This window comes from Lentzea alba (genome assembly GCF_011067745.1).
Lineage (GTDB): Bacteria > Actinomycetota > Actinomycetes > Mycobacteriales > Pseudonocardiaceae > Lentzea > Lentzea alba.
Genome location: NZ_JAAMPJ010000004.1, coordinates 640,256 through 659,630, shown reverse-complemented (window position 1 = coordinate 659,630; position 19,375 = coordinate 640,256). Strand labels below are relative to the sequence as shown.

The window sequence follows — 19,375 nt, the reverse complement described above, 5'->3', positions numbered from 1 at the left end:
ACCCAAGGCATGTTCGACGGATTGCGTTCCACCGCACGGGAAAGCATCGTCCGAGCACTCTGGGACGTGCCGAAGCTGCTGCGCCACCGGGTCTGGCTTGACGCCGATCCCGGTCAGGGCAACGGCTTGGGCGTCGTGCTCGCACCCGGTTTCGGCGCCGGCGACACGAGCCTGCTGCCCGCCGCCTCGTGGCTGCGCGCCCGCGGCTACCTGCCGACGAGCGCGGGCGTCGGGTTCACCGTGGGATGCACCAAAGACCTGCTCGCGAAGCTGTTGCGCAGCACCGAGAAACACGCCGAGCGCACCGGTCGTCCGGTGGTGCTGCTCGGTCAAAGCCGTGGCGGCGGCCTCGCACGTCTCGCCGCCGCCCGGCGCCCCGACCTGGTGCACGGCCTGGTGATGCTCGGCAGTCCCGTGCTCGACCCGATGGGCGCACACCCGAACGTCATGCGCATCGCGAGGTTCCTGGCCCGGCTGGCTTCCGCCGGCGTACCAGGGCTGCTGAACGACGACTGCATGCAAGGCCCCTGCTTCGACGAGCACGTGAAGACGCTCGCCGCGCCGTTGCGGGTGCCCGCGATCTCGATCTTTTCCCGTTTGGACGGCATCGTGCCGTGGCAGCTGTGCCAGGACCCGTACGCCGAGTGCCTTGAGGTGCACAGCACTCACACCGGCATGGGGTTCGACCCGTTGGTCTACGAGGTGCTCGGCCCGCGGCTCGCATCTTGGGCGACCGGCACGGTCCGCGCGTCCAGCAGGACACCGTCCACCACGTCCAGCAGGCCGATCGTGCCGGTGGGCTGACGCCGCTTGTCCGTGGGCGAGCCGGGGTTGAACACGCGAAACCCGGCTTCCTCCTCGTCCCACGGAATGTGCGAGTGCCCGAACACCACGAGCCTGGCATCGGGGAACCGGCGGCGCATCCGAGCCAACCGGCCGGTCTTCTGACCGCTGTCGTGGATCATCGCGACCGGCAGCCCGTCGATGTCGAACTCCACGGTCTCGGGCGCGCCCCAGGCCACCACGTCCGGGCCGTCGTTGTTTCCGCACACCGCCACAACGGGCGCGTACTGCGCCAGTTCGTCCAGCACAGGCGCGACGCACACGTCACCGCCGTGCAGGATCAGATCGGCGGAGCGCAGGTGCTCGGCCACGGAGGCTGGGCACCGCTTCCAGAACCGCGGTGCGTGGGTGTCGGACAGCACGACCACTCTCACGCCTGCGACCGTAGCGGGGTTGCGGCTGCTCGACGAGCAACCGCACCCGTCACCGGGTCAGTACGGCCCGCAGTCGTTCTCGTACGGCAGGTTCGCGCGCTCGTCGCCCTTGAAGTAGATCGCGCTGGCCAGATAGCGGCCACCGCTGTTCATGCTCACCATGATCCAGATGTTGTTGTAGATGCCGTGGTCGTAGACGGTCTGACCGCGAGTCCAGCAGATGCCGATGGTGCTCACGCCCGCGGGGATCACGCGTTCCACCGGACACGACAGCGCCTCGCAGGTGCGGACTTCCGCGTCCGCCCACGTCGTCACCAGCGGATAGGGCCCGGACGGCGGATCAGCCAGTGCCACCCCGGATCCCGCGAACAGGGCGACCGCGGAGAGCAGGATCCCCAGTACGACTCGCATGCACTTCCTCCCAGTGATTGGTCGATCTTCAGGAGGAAACGCGGCCATGTCGTTCGGGGTTGCACGACCCGCACGGTTCGATCACGGCCGAAGCGGGTACCTCACCGGCATGGCGCGTGCGATCTGGAGCGGGTCGGTCAGTTTCGGGCTGGTGAGCATCCCGGTGGAGCTGTACAGCGCCACCGAGGACCACACGGTGCACTTCAACCAGTTCCAGCGCGGGACGTCCGACCGCATCCGGTACAAGCGGGTCAACGAGCGCACCGGCCGTGAGGTGCCCTACGACAAGATCGTGAAGGGCCACGAGGTCGACAGCGGCGAGTACGTGGTCGTGGAGCCCGAGGAACTGGACGACATCGCGCCGGGCCGGTCGCGCACGCTCGACATCGAGGCGTTCGTGGACCTCGACGAGATCGACCCCGTGTTCTTCCAGAAGACCTACTGGCTGGGGCCGGCCAAGGCCGAGTTCTCCCGTCCGTACCTGCTGCTCGCCCAGGCGATGAAGAAGACGAACCGGGCGGGCATCGCGATGTTCGTCATGCGCGGCAAGCAGTACCTGACCGCGATGAAGGAGGACAACGGCATCCTCGCCGTGCACACGCTCTTCTTCGCCGACGAGATCAGGAAGCCGAAGGACGTGCTGGGGGTCGCGCCGGAAGGTCGTGCGCCGCGCGGCAAGGAGCTCGACATGGCGGTGTCGCTGGTCGAGTCCATGGCCGACGACTGGCGGCCGAAGGACTACCGCGACACCTACACCGAGCGGGTCACCAAGCTGATCAAGGCCAAGGAGAAGGGCCGCGAGGTCGTCACCGAGGCCGAGCCTCCCGAGGCCACGGGGGTCGTGGACCTCATGGAGGCGTTGCAGCGCAGCGTCGAGGCGAGCAAGAAGAAGCGGGGCAAGAGGAAGGCCGGCTAACTCACGACGAGAGCCGTCGCGTTGTCCGTGCCACCCGCGTACAACGCCGCCCGCACCAACCGGTCGGCCGACACGTGCCCGGCCAGGATTGCCTCGATCCCGTTGTGTCCCAACGGCCCGTACACGCCGTCGGACGCGAGCACGAGCCGGGACGCACGTGTTGCCGCCCGCCCGATGTTCTCACGCGTGGCATGCCGGACCGTGTTGGTCACGATGTGCTCCAACCGCGGTTGTGGCACTACGCCGCGTTCGCGGAAGTACTCGGCCACGGTGTGGTCGGTCGTGAGCTGCACGAGGTCTTCACCGTCGGAGGCGTACGCACGGGCGTCACCGGCCCACGCCACGTCGAAGCCTCCGTCCGGACGGGCGACGGCGACCACGATCACCGCGTCACCCGAGTGCACCTGGACGGCGTCACGGGCGGCGAGGATCGCGGCGACCGGGTCGGTGAGCAGAGAAGCGGCCTGCGCGGCGGCGTGAGCGGCTTCGACTGCCGAAACGGAGTCGCCCACGCCGTCGGCGACGACGAAGGTGCGACGGCCGTTGGTGGCGTACGCGTCGGCGTTGTGCGTGCGCGGTCCACGGTCCGACGCGTAGGTCACGGTTAACGCGGTGCCCAGTGGCATGGTGCGATCGATCAGCATGGCGGACCTCCCTCACTCCACTAAGCCGCGCGTGCCTAGGAGTCTGCTGTCAGCACCCTGAGAAAAGCTCTAGAATTTCGCCGCCCGGCGAAACCGTTCCGCCGCCCGAACCAGCGCAACGGACAATTCCGGCGGCGAGACGACCTCGAAGTCGACGGTGATGCTCGCGAGCATGAACACCACGTCGTCCATCGTCTCGCCACCGACCCGAACGTGGCACGACGTTTCGTCCACAGCCAAAACCTCGCCGTAGCTGTGCCACTCCACGGCCTCCTCGGCGGGCACGCTCAGTCGCACGACGCCCTGCACCGGCCACCGATCGGCGACCCGCGCGGCCACGAACGCCCCCGCGTCGCCGCCGGGAATCTCACGAGGCGTGAACCGCGCACCGAACGGGGTCCGCACGCTCATCCGATCGAGCCGAAATGTGCGCCAGTCGTCCCGCTGCACGTCCCACGCGACCAAATACCAACGCCTGCCCCACGTGACCAACCTGTGCGGCTCGGCCTCCCGCCGCGACTCCACACCCGAGTGGCCGGTGTAGCCGAACCGGATCCGCTGCCGGTCGCGGCAGGCCGTGCCGACCAACGTCAGCAACGACGCGTCCACCAGCGCGGCCGACCCGGTGTGCGGGACGGTCGAGATGTCCAGGGCGGCCACCTGGTGCCGCAACGCGGACGGCAGCACCTGCTCGACCTTCAACAACGCGCGCACGGCCGTCTCGCCGATGTTCTCGATGCCGCTCGCGGTCCGCAGTCCGACCGCCACCGCCACCGCCTCGTCGTCGTCCAGCAGCAACGGCGGCAGCCGCGCGCCCGAACCGAGCCGGTAACCGCCGCCGGACGTGCCCATCGAAGCGTGCACCGGGTAGTCGAGCGCCCGGAGCTTGTCGATGTCCCGCCGGACCGTGCGCGCGGTGACGCCCAGCCGGTCCGCGAGCTCACTTCCCGGCCACTCGCGACGCGACTGCAACAGCCCGAGCAACTTCAGCAACCGAGCAGAAGACACTGTAGGACCATATCTGTCCTACAGTCCTCGTAGCGTCACGATCATGAAGCCGTTCGAGATCAACATCCCCCAGTCCGACATCGACGACCTGCACCGCCGCCTCGACCAGACCCGCTGGCCGGACTCCCCCGCCGGAGCGTCCTGGGCACAGGGCACGCCGCTGGAGCACCTGCGCGAGCTTGCCGGGCACTGGCGGGCCTTCGACTGGCGGGAGCAGGAGCGGCGGCTCAACAAGGTCCCGCAGTTCCGCACCGAGATCGACGGGACGCCGCTGCACTTCATCCACGTCCGCAGCGCCAAGGACAACGCCGAACCGCTGCTGCTCACGCACGGCTGGCCGACGACGTGCTTCGCGTTCGCGGAGATGATCGAGCCGCTGAGCCGCGACTTCCACCTGGTGATCCCGTCGGTGCCCGGCTTCGGGTTCTCCGGTCCGACGCACGAACTCGGCTGGACCATCCCCCGCGTGGCCAGCCTGTTCGCCGAGCTGATGCGCCGCCTGGGCTACGACCGGTTCGTCGCGCACGGCTTCGACTTCGGCGCCAAGCTCACGCGCGAGCTCGGGATGCGCGACGAGGTCCGGGCGATCCACGTCAACCAGATTTTCTCCGCCGGTGTCACCCAGGAGACGGCGGACATGACCGTCGAGGCCGAGCGGAGGTCCGTGGAGAAGGCGTACAAGTACGAGTTCGAGCAGTTCGGGTACGTGGCGATGCAGAGCACCCGGCCGCAGTCGGTCGCCTACGCGCTCACCGACTCGCCGGTCGCGCAGCTCGAGTGGATCGAATGGGCGTTCCACACGTGGAGCGACCCGGAGATCGGGGTACCCCTCGACGCGGTGCTGACGAACGCGTCGATCTTCTGGTTCACCCGGACCGCGGGCTCGTCGGCGCGCTACTACCAGGAGGGGGACGAGACGTGGGGCGAACTTGAACCCGAATCGCCGACGCCGACGTCGGTGGCGGTCTTCCCGCACGACCTGAGCGTGCCGATCCGGCGGATGGCCGAACGCAACCACAACATCGTGCGGTGGACCGAAATGCAACGGGGTGGGCACTTCGCGGCGTTGGAGGTGCCAGAGCTGATGATCAGTGAACTGCGAAAGGTCTTTCTTTTGTGAATGACGCTACGGTGATCACCGTGCGGTTCACGGTGTTCGGCGGGGTCACGGCGGCGGTGGACGGCCGCTCGACCGAGTTCGGTCCCACGCGACTGGGAGCCCTGCTGGGCGTGCTGCTCGTCGACGCCGGCCGGGTGGTCGGCGCCGACGAGCTGGTCGAGCGCGTGCTGGGGGACGCGCCACCGCCCCGCGCCCGCGCGATGATGCAGACCTGGCTGACCCGGCTGCGGCACACGTTGCCGGGCCTGATCCAGCGCGAGGGCAACGGATACGCGGTGCGGGTCGATCCACTCGAGATCGATCTGCACCTGTTCCGGCACCTCGTGCGCACCGGCCGGACCGCGCAGGCGCTGGCGCTCGCCGAGGACGAGCTGCTGTCCACACTGGACACCCCGTGGGCCCGGCACGTCCGCGCGGAGTTCGCGGACGAGCTGCTCGCCGCCCGGCTCGACCACGTCGACGCGCGGCTGAACTCCGGTGAGCACACCGAGTTGGTGCCGGAGCTGCAGGCCCTGGCCGCCGAACGGCCGTTGGACGAACGGATCGCCGCCCAGCTGATCGAGGCGTTGCACGGCAGCGGGCGCACGGCGGAAGCATTGCGGCACTTCGAGATCGTGCGGGCCCGCCTGGCCGACGAGCTGGGCGCCGAACCGTCCCGGCCGCTGCTGACCTCGCACCGGCGCCTGCAGGCCGCCTCCGCGCCCCGGCAGTTGCCCGCGCCGCCCAAGCCGTTCACCGGCCGGGCGCTGGAGCTGGCGGAGCTGGACCAGGCCCCGAACGGCGTCGTGGTGATCACCGGTACGGGCGGGGTCGGCAAGACCTCGCTCGCGGTGCACTGGGCGCACCGGGCGGCCGAACGGTTCCCGGACGGGCAGCTCTACGTGAACCTGCACGGGTTCGGGCCGAGCGGTGCGGCGGTGAGCCCCGGCGACGCCCTGCTGCGGTTCCTCTCGGCGCTCGACGTGCCGCGCACCCAGGTGCCGCACGACCTGGCCGGGCAGGCGGCGTTGCTGCGGGACGCGCTCGCCGGCAAGCGGGTGCTCATGGTGCTGGACAACGCCACCGACGCGGACCAGGTCGAGCCGTTGCTGCCGCGCACGCCGGACACCCACGTGGTGATCACCAGCCGGACCGCTCTGCGGCCCGCGCACGCGCATTCGTTGCCGCTGGGCCTGTTGCCGCCCGACGACGCCCGCGAACTGCTGGCGGCCCGGATCGGCCACGACCGCGCGCACGCCGAGCCGGACGCGGTCGACACCGTGGTCCGCCGCTGCGCCAGGCTTCCCCTCGCCCTCGCGGTGGCCGGAGCACGGGCGGCGACGCAGCCGGAGTTCCCGCTGGCCACGCTGGCGGACGAGCTGGCCGACCTGGACGCGTTCGCCGACGACGATGACGTCACCGCGGACCTGCGCTCGGTGTTCTCCCACTCCTGCAAGGCACTCAGCCCGGCGGGGCTGCGGTTGTTCAGGCTGCTGGGACTGATGCCGGGCCCGGACATCAGCCTGGCGGGCGCGGCGTCGCTGGCGGGGCTTCCCGTGCCGGAGACCTCGACGTTGCTGGAGGAGCTGGCCAGGGCGAACCTGATCGACGAGCCGGAACCGGGCCGGTTCACGTGCCACGACCTGCTGCGCGACTACGCGGCCGAGCTGGCACTACCCGGTGAACGCGACGAGGCGCTGCACCGGTTGCTCGACCACCTCGCGCTGACGAGCGTCGAGGCGGGCCTCGCGTTCACCCCGACCCGCTACCGCCCGGCCACCCCGGAGCCCACCGCCGGTGTCGTGGTCACGTCGTTCGGCACGCGCGACGAAGCGTTGGTGTGGCTGATGGCCGAGCATCCGACGTTGATGGCGGCCATGCCGCACGGCACGCCGACGCAGACGTGGCTGATGGGCTGGTCGCTCGCCGACGTCCTCGACCGCCAGGCGCACCACCGCGATCTGCTGACGTCCCAGCAACTCGCCGTCGCCGCGCTGGAGCAACTCGACGACGCCGACGGCCTGGGCCGCACGCTGATCAACCTGGGCCGCGGCTTCGGCCGGCTGAAACGGCTCGACGAGGCCATGGTGGCGCTGGAGCGGGCGTTCGAGGTCTACGAGGGCAACCCGGCGGGGCAGGCCGCGGTGCTGCTGAACATCGCCATGCTGTGCCCGGACGACAAGGTGGCCGAGGCGATGGAGTACACCCGGCGCGGGCTCGCGTTGTTCGAGGAGTGCGGCGACCGCTACGGGCAGGCCAACGCCCTGACGGGACTGGCGTGGGGTTACGTCAAACTCGGCGAGCACGCCAGGTCCGTCGAGTACGCCGAGCGCGTGATGCCGATGTGGCAGGCGATGGACCATCTCATCGGCCAGGCCGAGACGTGGGACAGCCTCGGCAGCGCGCGGCTCGGCCTGGGCGATCACGCGGGCGCCGTCGAGGCTTTCACCCAGTCCGCCGAGTACTTCCGGCGCGGCGGCGACCTCCCGCTCGAAGCGGCCGCTCACGAACAGCTCGGCGACGCCCACGCAGCCGTGGGTGACGCCGAGCTGGCTCGTGCGGCCTGGCAACGATCTCTCGAGCTGCGCACCGTGGCCGGCCTGGCCGCGGACGGCGTCCGCGCGAAGCTACAAGCCGAACGCGAGTAGCACGGAACCGTTGGGGTTCACCCAGTCCGAGTGGTAACCGGACTGGACGTAGACCATCCCGTCCGACACCACCGCGCCCGTGCCCGGCCCGGCCATGACGCCGCCGCGTCCGGTCAGCCCGTTGACCCCGCGCACGTCCTGCACGGTGTCGTAGGACCAGAGGATCTTGCCGGTCCTGGCGTGGTACGCGCGGAACTTGCCGTCCTGCGCGCCCAGCCACACCACACCGGGCGAGCTGGACACCGGCACGCCGTGCGCCCGCGCGCACCCCGGCTGCCCGGCCGCACCACCCGTGGAGCAACCGTCCTCAGGTGCCGGCGTCTCCCACAGGACGTCGCCGGTGGCGGGATCCACCGCGAACAGCTTGCCGGGATCGGCGTAGTAGGTCGCGATGTAGAGCCGTTTGCCGTCATAGCTCGACCCCCACTGGATGCCCGAGATGCCGGCGCTGGGCAACGGCACGCCCAGCTGACGACGCCACACGACCTGCCCCGTCGTGGCGTCGAACACGTGGTACACGCCGGACTTCTGACCGACACCGACGAGCTGCCTGCCACCCACGGAGAACAGGTTCGGTGTCGCACCGATGTCGTAGTCGAGGTTGGTGTTGTCCTTCAACCCCGGGCAGTAGCCCTCGGGGTCGGGTTCGTTGCACGCCCACCGCCACGTGTCGGCGTCGGTGACCTGGTTGGTCCACTTCACCGCGCCGGTGCGGGCGTTCAAAGCGAGCAGCGAGTCGAACTCGCCGCCCTTGCCGCTGTAGTTCTGACCGGTGCCGACGTAGAGCGTGCCGGTCCTGCGGTCGATCACCGGCGAGCTCCACACGCCGACGCCGGACGGCTCGAACCGCTTGGCGCCGTTGGGCCACGTGCCGACCTCGACCGGTTCCGGCACCGTGTAGTGACGCCAGACCAGCGCGCCGGTGTCGATGTCGTAGGCGTCCATGTGGCCGCGGAAGGTGCAGCACGGGTAGTCGCGCGGCAGCATGTTCTCGCCGCTGGACGTGCCGACGTACACCAGTCCGCCGTGGACGATCGGCGAGCTGGTCGTCTGCGAGGCGATGGTGTCGTCCATCTGCGTCTGCCAGCGCTTCTGGCCGGTTCGCTGGTCGAGCGCGAACAACCGGCCCGCGCTGTCGCCGAAGAACACCTTGCCGTTGCTGACGGTCGGCCCGTCGGAGTTGTACGCGTACCGGGTGGCGGGCGGGAGCGTGAACTCCCACTTCGCGTTGCCGGTCCGCTTGTCGCGGGCGTAGAACTTGCCGTCGGGGCCACCGAAGTAGATGGTGTCGCCGACGACGGCCGGCTGGCTGCGGACGGCGTTGAACTCGCCCTTGGGATAGGCGAACGCCCACTTCAGCTTGAGCTTGCCCGCGTTGTTCTGGTCGAGGCGCCATTCCGCGGCGTTGTGCCGGGAACCGTTGGGATCCTTCTGCCAACCGGCCCAGTCACCGCTCGGGTGCGCGGTGGCGGGTAACGCAGTCAGCACTACTAGCGCTGCCGTGAGCAGCGCTGTGGTTCTGAGCATGGAATTTCCCCCTTCCGCTGCCAACCCTGGCAGCAGCGGAAGGGGGAACGCGACCCCATAAAGTCTCGTTGAGGTCTAACCGATCGGTTGATGCGTAACGACGTCAACGCCCGGATAGCCCCGGCTGACGATCGGGTTCGACTGGCCGTGCAGGTACTGGCGGAAGAACGCGGGGATGTAGGTGGTCGCGATCCTCCGCTGTTGTTCAGGGGTGAGCGCGGTGTCGGGGCAGCTGCTGTCGTTGTCGTAGGACCATTCGGTGTTGAAGTAGTTGTGGTTGGCGTGTTGCGGGGTCACGGCGTGGATGGGGACGAGGTTGCGGCCCTTCGCGTTGTCGACGTACGTACCACCGTTGACCGCGCCGTCGCAGCTGCCGGTCATGACCGCGAACGGGATCTTCGTGATCCGGTAGTCGAGGTTCTCCGGTGCTTCCGGGTCCGGCGCGTAGTAGTCGGCTGGCGCGAGCGGCAGCACGGCCTTGATTCGCACCCTGGCCGGCAGCTCGGTCACGTGCTTGTCCGACGCCTGGTAGACCGCGCCTCGCCCACCGCGTGAGTGACCGAGCGTGCCGACGTTGGCGAGGTCGACGTGCCCGCGGAATCCTTGAAGTTTCTGGGCGAGCGGGCCTTTGCCGTCGTCGAGGTCGCGCCACATCTCCAGGTGCTTGCTCATGAGGCCTGCCCTGGCGACGTCGGCGATCTGCCCCATCTCGCCCGCGTTGACGCCGTTCACGCTCACCGACACGACCACGAAACCCTGCCGCGCCAGCTCTTCCGCCAGGTAGTCGTACCCGCGGTAGCTCGGGAACGCGTCCCCTGCCGGACACGGCCAGACCCACTGGTCGTTGGCGCACGGTTTCCAGTAACCGTGCGCGAGCAGCACCAACGGCCGTTTGCCGACGAGCGTGCGCGGGGCGTGCACGACCGCGGTGAGTTCGAGATCCGCGACGGGGCCACCCGGTTCGGTGTGAAAGCCGGGCACCTGAAACGCCCGATCACCGAGCGAGTACTCGACCCTTCTGACTCCGGAGCCGTACCCGTCGGGTGCGGCGGTAGTGGTCGGGGCGGTCAGCGCCATCGCCATCACGACGGCGGCCGCAGCTTTTCCGATTGCCATGGGGTGATCTCATCGATCACTTGTGGGCGTCTTGTGAGGACCGTGTCACGGTTCTGCCACAGCGAAGTGGCCGGCGAACCCGGCGAACCGTTCCGCCAGCGGACCGGTGTCCGCGTGCAGGTCGCGCCACAGCTCCAGATGCCTGGTCAGGACAGCGGCGTCGCTCACCAGCACCACGATGAACCCCCGCCGCGCCAACGTCTGCGCGCGGTTGTCGTCCGTGCGGTAGTCGAACACGATCGGCCGCTCGCCGACGAGGGTGCGCGGTGCGTGCACCACCCCGGTCACCGTGCCGACGGTGTACTCCATCCGCATGATCGCGGGCCGGTACACCTGCGACGACGTCGAGGCTGCCGTGCTCGGCGCGGTCAGGACCAGCGCGCACGCGACAGCCAACATGAGTCTGCCGATTGCCATGAGCACGATCTCATCGATCTCATGTGCGCCGGACGTCCGGGAATTGTCACGGTTTTGCCACAGCGCCCTCGACGCCGTCCAGCAACACCCGCAGTCCGCTGCGGAAGTTCTCGACGGCGTCGTTCTCCAGGTACGGCAGTTCCGGATCTGCCAGGTCGGATGTGGCTGGCTCTCTATCGTTTTCCAGAACGTGCAGCATGGGGAACTTCTTTTCGAGGTCGGGCTCGATCTCCAGCAGCACGGCCGACCGGGCGTACCACCACTCCTCGTCGGCCTCACCGGTCGCGCCACCCGCGGCGCGCGCCTCGGCGACGGTCTGGGCGGCGCCGCGCACGAAGTAGTTGATGGCGCCGACGATGCCGCGCAGCTCGCGTCCGGGCAGGCCGGTCGACACCAGGATCGCGGCCAGGGCCTCGATCACCGCGAACTCGTGCGGGCCGAGCACCGGACGTGCCTGCGACACCTGCAGCACCCACGGGTGACGGCTGTAGCACTCCCACATGTCGTGCGCCCACTGCGTGACGGCCGGGCGCCAGCCGTCGTCGAGGGAGTAGCTGGTCGGCAGCTCGGCCATGGTGCGGTCGTACATGAGGTCGACGAGCTCGTTCTTGCCCGGCACGTACGTGTAGAGGGCCATGGCGGTGCGGCCGAGGCGCTCCCCCACCGCGCGCATCGAGAACGCCATGCCCTGCTCGTCGGCGACCGCGATGCCGGCGTCGACGATCGAGTCCACGCTCAGTCCGGGCTTCGGGCCGGACCGTTTCTCCGCGACCGTCCCGCGCCAGAGCAGTTCGATGGACCGGCGCGGATCGCCCTGACCTGCGTAGACGACCACGGTTGCGACTCCTTACGACGTAAAGTAACCTCGTTGGTCGATACTTTATCGCATAAAGAATCATTCCAGGGGGAACCAGCTGTGAATGCTGTCGCCGACAGCCATGACGTGATCCAGGTCCGCGGGGCCAGGGAGAACAACCTCGCGAACGTGTCGCTCGACGTCCCCAAGCGCCGCCTGACCGTCTTCACCGGCGTGTCCGGTTCCGGCAAGTCCTCGCTGGTCTTCGGCACGATCGCGGCCGAGTCGCAGCGCATGATCAACGAGACCTACACCGCGTTCCTGCAGTCCTTCATGCCGTCGATCGGACGCCCGGACGTCGACGCGCTGCACAACCTGAGCGCGGCGATCATCGTCGACCAGGAGCGGATGGGGGCGAGCTCCCGTTCCACCGTCGGCACCGCGACCGACGCGCACACGATGCTCCGGATCGTGTTCAGCCGGCTCGGTGAGCCGCACGTCGGCACGTCAGGCGCGTTCAGCTTCAACCTGCCCGAGGGCATGTGCCCGGCCTGCGAGGGTCTGGGCAAGGTCACCACCATCGACGTGGACGCGATCGTCGACCGCTCGAAGTCCTTGAACGAGGGCGCGATCGACGCGCCGAACTACGGCGTCGGCACCTGGTACTGGCAGGTGCTCGCGAACTCCGGGCTCTACTCCCCCGACAAACCGATCGCGCAGTTCACCGAGCAGGAACTGCACGACTTCCTGTACAAACCGACGACGAAGCTCAACATCGGCGGCACCAACGTCACCTACGACGGCCTGATCCCGAAGCTGCAGCGCACGATCCTGTCCAAGGACCGCGAGTCGATGCAGCCGCACGTCCGGGCGTTCGTCGATCGTGCCGTCACGTTCACGACCTGCGGTGACTGCCACGGCGCCCGGCTCAACCAGGCCGCGCTCGCCGCGAAGATCCGCGGGGTGAACATCGCCGACTGCTGCGCCATGCAGATCAGCGACCTGGCGCAGTTCGTGCACGGCATCGACGACCCGTCGGTCGCGCCGCTGCTGGCGACACTGCGCAACACGCTGGACTCGCTCGTGGAGATCGGCCTCGGCTACCTGTCGCTCGACCGCGAGTCCGCGACGCTCTCCGGCGGCGAGTCGCAGCGCGTGAAGATGGTGCGGCACCTCGGCTCGTCGCTGACCGACATCACCTACGTGTTCGACGAACCGACCGTCGGCCTGCACCCGCACGACATCCAGCGGATGAACAACCTGCTGCTGCGGTTGCGCGACAAGGGGAACACCGTGCTCGTCGTCGAGCACAAGCCCGAGACCATCGAGATCGCCGATCACGTCGTCGACCTCGGGCCCGGCGCGGGCGTCAACGGTGGACACCTCTGCTACTCCGGCGACGTGGCCGGGCTGCGGACGTCCGGCACGCTGACCGGGCGGCACCTCGGCCACCGCGCCAAGCTGCGGACGGAGTTCCGCTCCCCGCAAGGGTTTCTGACGATCAGCGGCGCGCGGACGAACAACCTGAAGGACGTGTCGGTCGACCTCCCGCTCGGGGTGCTGACCGTCGTCACCGGGGTGGCGGGCTCGGGCAAGTCGTCGCTGATCCACGGCTCGTTGCGCAAGCGGCCGGACGTGGTGACGGTCGACCAGTCACCGATCCGCGGTTCGCGCCGGTCCAACCCCGCCACCTACACCGGGCTGCTCGACTCGATCAGGACCGCCTTCGCCAAGGCCAACGGCGTCAAAGCGGCGTTGTTCAGCGCGAACTCCGAAGGAGCCTGCGAGAACTGCAAGGGCATCGGGCTCGTCTACACCGACCTGGCGATGATGGCCGGCGTCGCGACGGTGTGTGAGAAGTGCGAGGGCAAGCGGTTCACGCCCGAGGTGCTGCGCTACACGTTGCGGGGCAAGAACATCAGCGAGGTGCTCGGCATGTCCGTGGCCGAGGCGCACGAGTTCTTCCCGTCCGGCCAGGCGCACGCGGTGCTGGGGCGGCTGAACGACGTCGGCCTGTCGTACCTGTCGCTCGGTCAGCCGCTGACCACGCTGTCCGGCGGCGAGCGGCAACGGTTGAAGCTCGCGATCCACATGGCGGAGAAGGCCTCCACCTACGTGCTGGACGAACCCACGTCCGGCCTGCACCTCGCAGACGTCGACCAGCTCCTCGGGCTGCTCGACCAGCTGATCGACGCCGGCAACACGGTGATCGTGATCGAACACCACCTCGCCGTGATGGCGCACGCGGACTGGATCGTCGACATGGGTCCCGGCGCCGGTCACGACGGCGGCCAGGTCGTCTTCACCGGCACGCCCGGTGATCTCGTCACCGGCTCGGACACGCTGACCGCCCAGCATCTGAAGGAGTACCTGTCGTGAGCCTGCTGACGGTCACCTCGGTCCGGCCGTTGACGCCCCGCATGGTGCGGATGACGTTCACCGGCGACGGTCTCGTCGACATCGGCACCTGGCCGGACCAGCAGCTGAAGCTGTTGTTCCCCAAGCCGGGCGGGTCGGCGCTGGTGTCGGAGTCGCCTGACGTAAGCGTTTGGTACCAGGCGTATCTGGCCATGCCCGAGTCCGAACGGCCGTGGATGCGCAGCTTCACCGTGCGTTCGTTGGCCGACGGCGTGCTGACCGTGGACTTCGTGCTGCACGGCGACAACGGCCCCGCGTCGGCGTGGGCCGCGGTGGCCAAGCCGGGTGACGTCATCGGGCGGTTCGGGCCGTCCGCCGACTACGCCCGGCCGCTCGGCACCGCGGATCTGCTGGTGTTCGCGGGCGACGAGACGGCGTTGCCCGCGATCTCGTCGTTGCTGGAAGTGCTGCCTGACTCGCAGCGGTTCCTCGCGTTCGTCGAGGTCGCGGATCCGTTGGAGGAGCAGGACGTCCCCGGCGTGCGGTGGGTGCACCGCAGCGCCGGGGACGACCTGGTCTCGGTGGTGCCAAGAGTGGTATCAGCGGTGGAGGTGCCGTCGTCGGTGTGGGTCTGGCTCGGTGGCGAGGCCGCCGCGGTTCGCGCCTTGCGCAGGCATTTCGTCGGCCTCGGTGTGTCCAAGAAGGACATCGAGTTCGCCGGCTACTGGCGGCGCGCCCTGACCCAGGACGACGCCCCGACCACCGAGGACCTCGCCGAGGCCCAGGAACGGATCGCCGCGTTCAGCGAGTGACCACCAGCACGGCGCTGTTGGCCGGCACGTCGACCGTGGTCGTCGTGCCGGCCACCCGCACGTTCTTCGGGCGCGGGGTGAACTTCGCGTTCTTCTCCACCTTCGAGCCCGCGATGGTGATCGCCGTGGAGTCCAGCGCCGGTGCCGTCAGCACGTAAACGCTGGCGTGCCGGGCCTTCTCGGGCAACGTGATCGTCGCGGTGACGCTGGTCGTGTTCTTGTTGTTGACGAACGCGTTGTTGCCGATCCCCCACGCCGTGACCTCGTCGGCACCTGTCACGCTCGCCGCGTGGTACGCACCGGGCCCGGCCAGCTTCCACAGCAGCTCGCCGTAGTAAACCCCTTGCACCCCAACAGGGTTGAGCCCGTCGTACTTGATCGGCGAATAGTGCAGCGGGAACTGGACGCTCGTGCCGCCGTGAAAGTTGATGCCCGAACCCTGCTGCTGCGCCACACCGGACAGGTAGTCCAACGACCACAACGCCGCCGCCTGCACGTCACTCACACCCGCCGCGCCGCCGTGGTAGTAGTTGTTGGCCTCGGTGACCCGCCACTGCGCGATCCCGGTGGCCTCCCGGGCATTCCGCATCGCCGCCGAAGCGGTGGGCAGCCGTCCGGACTTGTTCGACGCGAGCATGTCCGGGATCGAGGCCTTGTCGTTGCGCGCGATGTACTGGTGCGTGGACAGGATCGTCGCGCCGCGGTCCTTCTGCGTGCGGCCGAAGTCCAGCGCCCACGCCGTCTTGTTGGCCTCACCGGGCCCGTCGAACCGCGCCTGCGGCACCCTGGCCCTGATCGCGTCGGCGAACTTCGTGAACAGCGCCTCGTACTCCGGCCACGTCTTGACGTAGACGTTCGGCTCGTTGCCGACCTCGAACGCCACCAGGTCCCTGCCGAGCTGTTTCGCCGCTTCTTCAGCCTCCTCGGCTGCCTTCTCCGGCGTGTTCGTCTTGAGGTTGATGCCGTAGACGACCTTCCACCCGGTCGCCTTGGCGAAGATCGCGAGCTCGCGGATGTCCGCCGGCGTGACCTCGGTGGGCACACCGCCGGTGCCCACCGGGTTCCAGGTGGTCATGTCGACGAGGTTGCCGCCGATCCGCAGCAGGCTCGGCCCGAGCAGCCGGAAGAGCCGGACCAGGTCGGTGTTGCGGGCGTTGAACATCCGCGCGCCGACCCGGTCCTTCTCGTAGCTGAAGCCGGCGAAGTCCCTGCCGACCTGACTGCTGCTCGCCGGGTCCACCCGCACGGTGACAGGCGGCGCGGCCTGCGCTGGTGAAGCACTCGCCACGATCAACAGGGCCGCTATGACCGCTGCACGACGCATCAGGAGTCCCTTCGTCCGTGCGGCGGCCCTTCGACCTTAGATCGGATGTTTCCTAAATTCGAGCAAACTGCGCCCGTTGGTCACCTCAGTTACCGATTCCAGCACCAAACCGTGCGCTGAGGCCAACTTCTTGAAGTCGCCGAGCCTGCGGTCCCGGCCTCCGAAGTGCACGAGCATGACCAGGTCGAACCACGTTCCGCCGCCAACACCTCCGAGGGATTCGACGACGAGGACCCGGCCGTCGGCAGGCGTGACCTCGACGCACCGGGCGAGGATCCGGTGCGCCTGCTCGTCGTCCCAGTCGTGCAGGACGTCGAACAACAGGTAGGCGTCTCCCCCGGCGGGCAGCGGGTCGAAGAAGCTGCCCCCGGTCACCTCGGCACGATCACCGAACCGGCGCAGCAGCCCGCGCGCACCGGCGGCGGTCTCCTCCAGGTCGACCAGATGGCCGCGCACCCCCGGATGCGTGTCGAGGATCGCCGCCAGCAGGCTGCCGTGGCCGCCGCCGACGTCGACCAAGGTGCCGAACCGCGACCAGTCGAACCCCGCCACGACCTGCGGGATCCAGCCGCTCATCCGGTCGTTCATCTGCCGGTCGAACGCGGCGCGCAGGTGCGGCTGCTCGGCCAGGTCGGTCCAGAAGTCCTGGCCGTAGCGCACGGGATAGGCGGGCTCGCCGGTGCGGACGCTGTGGATCAGATCGACGAACGCCAGGTCGGCGCGCCCGGCGGCGGTGTCGTGGTGCAGCAGGTTGTGCAGTCCGTTGCCCGCGTCGGCGCGGAGGTGCACGCCGAACTCGGTCGTGCGGTAGCCGGTTTCTGTTCGTTCGACCACACCGAGGGTCGTCAGGTGGGCCAGGAGCAGGTCGAGCGCGAGCGGATCGACCCCGAGTTCGGAGGCGAGTGCGCGGGCGGTGGCGGGCTCGTCGCCCAGCCGCTCCGGCAGGCCCAGGGTCACCGCGACCCTCAGCGTCATGGGCGTGACCAGGTCGGACATTCCTCGAAGCTTGTGCACGTCGGTTTCCACGAGGATCCACGTTGCCACCGTCGGCAACCTGATTTCTGTCCACACTGAAGCAATAGCGCCCAACAGTCTCATCTGCTGGACGCGGCAGACGCGATCAGCCGATCGGCCTACTGTGCGGCCGACAGATCAACACACGCGAAGAAGCAGGTCACGCAGTTGTCCACTCCCGTCGCGCGGTCGGTGCCCGCCGCGATCCGATCGGTGCTCGCCCGTGACCGCTGGGCGCTCGCCGGCACGGTCACCGTGGTGGTGATCGGGCTGGTCGCGATCTTCGCGGACGTCCTCACCGCCATCGAGGGCCACGACCCGTACACCTACGACTCGACCGCGCTCGACCCGGCGACCGGCCTGCCCGCGGGGGTGCTCGGCGGGGTGAGCGGGGAGCACTGGTTCGGGGTCGAGCCGCTGACCGGACGGGACCTGTTCGCGATCGTGGTGCACGGCGCGCGCACGTCGTTCCTGATCGGGCTGGCGGCCACGCTGGTGTCGATCGGTCTCGGGGTGCTGATCGGCGCGGCCGCCGGCTACCTCGGCGGCTGGGTCGACCGGGTGATCACCTGGAGCGCCGACGTGTTCCTGGGCTTCCCGTACCTGGTGTTCATGATCGCGCTCGGCGCGGTGGTGCCGGTCGAGTTCCCGCGGGCGCTGCTGCTGATCGTGGTGATCGGGTTCTTCGGGTGGCCGTCGACCGCCCGGATCGTGCGAGCGCAGGTGCTCACGTTGAAGGAGCGCAACTTCGTGAAGGCGGCGCGGACGCTGGGGGCGTCGCCGTGGCAGGTGTTCCGCGCCGAGCTGCTGCCGAACCTCTGGGGTCCGGTCCTGGTCATGGCAACGTTGTCAGTGCCCGGCAAGGTCGGCCTGGAGGCGGCGCTGTCGTTCCTCGGCGTCGGCGTGCTGCCGCCGACGCCTAGCTGGGGCCGGTCGATCAGCTCGGCGATCGAGTGGGTCGCGGTGGACCCGGCGTACCTGCTGTTCCCCGGCCTCGCGCTGTTCGCGGTCACCTGGGGCTTCAACGCCCTGGGCGACGGGCTGCGCGATGCGCTCGACCCGAGGTTGGGGGCGAAGCGGTGAGGTACTTCGCAACTCGTCTCGGCGGTATGGCGCTCGTGCTGCTCGTGGTGGCCTTCTGCACGTTCGTCGTGTTCTACCTGGTGCCGTCCGACCCGGCGCTGCTGGCGTGCGGCAAGCCGTGCACGCCGGAGAACCTGGCGCTGGCACGGGAGTTCATGGGCTTCGACGAGCCGTGGTGGCAGCAGTTCGTCACGTTCCTGACCGGCATCTTCACCGGCAGGACGTTCGGCACCGGCGCGACCGCGATCCACTGCGCGGCACCGTGTTTCGGTTACTCGTTCCAGCAGAACGCCGACGTGCTGGAGCTGATCGGCGCCCGGCTGCCGGTGACGTTCTCGCTCGCCGTCGGCTCGGCCGTGCTGTGGGTCGTCGTGGGTGTGGCGGTCGGCGTGTACGCCGCACTGCACAAGGACACCTGGTTCGACCGGGCGGCGCTGGCCGGGTCGGTGATCGGAGTGTCCGCGCCGGTGTACCTGGTGGGGCTGCTCGGGATCCTCGTGCTCGGGTTCCAGCTCGACGTCGTCCCGGTCGGCAACTACACCGAGTTCTCCGAGGATCCGGTGCGGTGGGCGTGGGGGCTGGTCCTGCCGTGGTGCGTGCTGGCGTTCGCGCACGGCGCCCACTACGTGAAGCTCACCCGCACGCAGATGCTCGAGACGATGAGCGAGGACTACATCCGCACCGCGCGGGCCAAGGGCGTCCCGGAGCGGGCCGTCGTCGGGAAACACGCACTGCGCAACGTGTTGCTGCCCGTCGTGACGCTGACCGGCATCGAGTTCGGCGCGCTGCTCGGCGGCGCGGTGATCACCGAGCGGGTGTTCAGCCTGCCCGGCCTGGGCGGTCTGCTGATCGACGCGGTGCACTCCCGCGACCTGCCGACGTTGCTCGGCTGCACGTTGTTCGCCGGTTTTCTCGTGGTCGTCGCCAACGCCGTCGTCGATCTGTCCTACGGCGTGCTCGATCCGCGAGCACGGCTCACCTGAGG

18 protein-coding genes are annotated in these 19,375 nt (G+C 69.0%); 8 read left to right on the top strand and 10 right to left on the bottom strand.

Annotated elements, in window-relative coordinates; all coding sequences use genetic code 11:
• Nucleotides 1-9: 9 nt before the first annotated feature.
• On the top strand, nucleotides 10-804 hold the full coding sequence (locus tag G7043_RS18800; RefSeq protein WP_166046936.1) for an alpha/beta fold hydrolase: 795 nt from the start codon (nucleotides 10-12) through the stop codon (nucleotides 802-804).
• Here G7043_RS18800 and G7043_RS18795 read toward each other — a convergent pair.
• On the bottom strand, nucleotides 696-1,217 hold the full coding sequence (locus G7043_RS18795) for a metallophosphoesterase family protein (protein WP_166046935.1): 522 nt from the start codon (nucleotides 1,215-1,217) through the stop codon (nucleotides 696-698). The genes G7043_RS18800 and G7043_RS18795 overlap by 109 nt on opposite strands.
• 57 nt (nucleotides 1,218-1,274) lie before the next feature.
• The gene (locus tag G7043_RS18790) at nucleotides 1,275-1,628 is read right to left on the bottom strand and encodes a hypothetical protein (RefSeq protein ID WP_166046934.1); all 354 of its coding nucleotides are present in this window, start codon (nucleotides 1,626-1,628) and stop codon (nucleotides 1,275-1,277) included.
• 109 nt (nucleotides 1,629-1,737) lie between these two features.
• Here G7043_RS18790 and ku point away from each other — a divergent pair, with 109 nt between their 5' ends.
• Nucleotides 1,738-2,544 (top strand): non-homologous end joining protein Ku, encoded by an 807-nt coding sequence (gene ku / locus G7043_RS18785; RefSeq protein ID WP_166046933.1) that lies wholly within the window; start codon nucleotides 1,738-1,740, stop codon nucleotides 2,542-2,544.
• Here the strand turns inward: ku and G7043_RS18780 are convergent.
• Nucleotides 2,541-3,188, bottom strand: a complete 648-nt coding sequence (locus tag G7043_RS18780; RefSeq protein WP_242642375.1) for a PP2C family protein-serine/threonine phosphatase — start codon at nucleotides 3,186-3,188, stop codon at nucleotides 2,541-2,543. The two genes, ku and G7043_RS18780, sit on opposite strands and share 4 nt — an antisense overlap.
• A 69-nt stretch (nucleotides 3,189-3,257) precedes the next feature.
• Entirely contained in the window at nucleotides 3,258-4,196 is a 939-nt protein-coding gene (locus G7043_RS18775; RefSeq protein WP_166046932.1) for a helix-turn-helix transcriptional regulator, read from the bottom strand.
• Between the two features lie 43 nt (nucleotides 4,197-4,239).
• Here G7043_RS18775 and G7043_RS18770 point away from each other — a divergent pair, with 43 nt between their 5' ends.
• A complete protein-coding gene (locus tag G7043_RS18770; protein ID WP_166046931.1) occupies nucleotides 4,240-5,316 on the top strand; it encodes an epoxide hydrolase family protein in 1,077 nt (358 codons plus the stop codon).
• A 20-nt stretch (nucleotides 5,317-5,336) separates the two neighbouring features.
• Entirely contained in the window at nucleotides 5,337-7,943 is a 2,607-nt protein-coding gene (locus tag G7043_RS18765) for an AfsR/SARP family transcriptional regulator (protein ID WP_166046930.1), read from the top strand.
• On the opposite strand, the gene G7043_RS18760 is transcribed toward G7043_RS18765, so the two are convergent.
• From G7043_RS18760 to G7043_RS18745, 4 genes are all read right to left on the bottom strand, one after another.
• A complete protein-coding gene (locus G7043_RS18760) occupies nucleotides 7,923-9,470 on the bottom strand; it encodes an outer membrane protein assembly factor BamB family protein (RefSeq protein WP_166046929.1) in 1,548 nt (515 codons plus the stop codon). The two genes, G7043_RS18765 and G7043_RS18760, sit on opposite strands and share 21 nt — an antisense overlap.
• 75 nt (nucleotides 9,471-9,545) lie before the next feature.
• Nucleotides 9,546-10,586, bottom strand: a complete 1,041-nt coding sequence (locus G7043_RS18755) for a hypothetical protein (protein ID WP_166046928.1) — start codon at nucleotides 10,584-10,586, stop codon at nucleotides 9,546-9,548.
• 45 nt (nucleotides 10,587-10,631) lie between these two features.
• Nucleotides 10,632-11,003, bottom strand: a complete 372-nt coding sequence (locus G7043_RS18750) for a hypothetical protein (protein WP_166046927.1) — start codon at nucleotides 11,001-11,003, stop codon at nucleotides 10,632-10,634.
• 46 nt (nucleotides 11,004-11,049) lie between these two features.
• Nucleotides 11,050-11,838 carry a TetR/AcrR family transcriptional regulator C-terminal domain-containing protein gene (locus G7043_RS18745; RefSeq protein ID WP_166046926.1) on the bottom strand — a complete coding sequence of 263 codons (789 nt, stop codon included), beginning with the start codon at nucleotides 11,836-11,838 and terminating at the stop codon, nucleotides 11,050-11,052.
• A gap of 81 nt (nucleotides 11,839-11,919) precedes the next feature.
• Here G7043_RS18745 and G7043_RS18740 point away from each other — a divergent pair, with 81 nt between their 5' ends.
• Both G7043_RS18740 and G7043_RS18735 read left to right on the top strand, forming a co-directional pair.
• Nucleotides 11,920-14,178 carry an ATP-binding cassette domain-containing protein gene (locus G7043_RS18740; protein ID WP_166046925.1) on the top strand — a complete coding sequence of 753 codons (2,259 nt, stop codon included), beginning with the start codon at nucleotides 11,920-11,922 and terminating at the stop codon, nucleotides 14,176-14,178.
• Nucleotides 14,175-14,969 carry a siderophore-interacting protein gene (locus G7043_RS18735; RefSeq protein ID WP_313887954.1) on the top strand — a complete coding sequence of 265 codons (795 nt, stop codon included), beginning with the start codon at nucleotides 14,175-14,177 and terminating at the stop codon, nucleotides 14,967-14,969. Before G7043_RS18740 ends, G7043_RS18735 begins: the two co-directional genes overlap by 4 nt.
• Here G7043_RS18735 and G7043_RS18730 read toward each other — a convergent pair.
• Nucleotides 14,959-16,293 carry a glycosyl hydrolase family protein gene (locus G7043_RS18730; protein WP_166046924.1) on the bottom strand — a complete coding sequence of 445 codons (1,335 nt, stop codon included), beginning with the start codon at nucleotides 16,291-16,293 and terminating at the stop codon, nucleotides 14,959-14,961. The genes G7043_RS18735 and G7043_RS18730 overlap by 11 nt on opposite strands.
• A gap of 36 nt (nucleotides 16,294-16,329) precedes the next feature.
• The gene (locus G7043_RS18725) at nucleotides 16,330-17,337 is read right to left on the bottom strand and encodes a methyltransferase (protein ID WP_313887953.1); all 1,008 of its coding nucleotides are present in this window, start codon (nucleotides 17,335-17,337) and stop codon (nucleotides 16,330-16,332) included.
• 138 nt (nucleotides 17,338-17,475) lie between these two features.
• Here G7043_RS18725 and G7043_RS18720 point away from each other — a divergent pair, with 138 nt between their 5' ends.
• The gene (locus tag G7043_RS18720; protein WP_207311298.1) at nucleotides 17,476-18,390 is read left to right on the top strand and encodes an ABC transporter permease; all 915 of its coding nucleotides are present in this window, start codon (nucleotides 17,476-17,478) and stop codon (nucleotides 18,388-18,390) included.
• A gap of 26 nt (nucleotides 18,391-18,416) precedes the next feature.
• Nucleotides 18,417-19,373, top strand: coding sequence for an ABC transporter permease (locus G7043_RS18715; protein WP_166047116.1), 957 nt, complete (start codon nucleotides 18,417-18,419; stop codon nucleotides 19,371-19,373).
• Nucleotides 19,374-19,375: the final 2 nt, after the last annotated feature.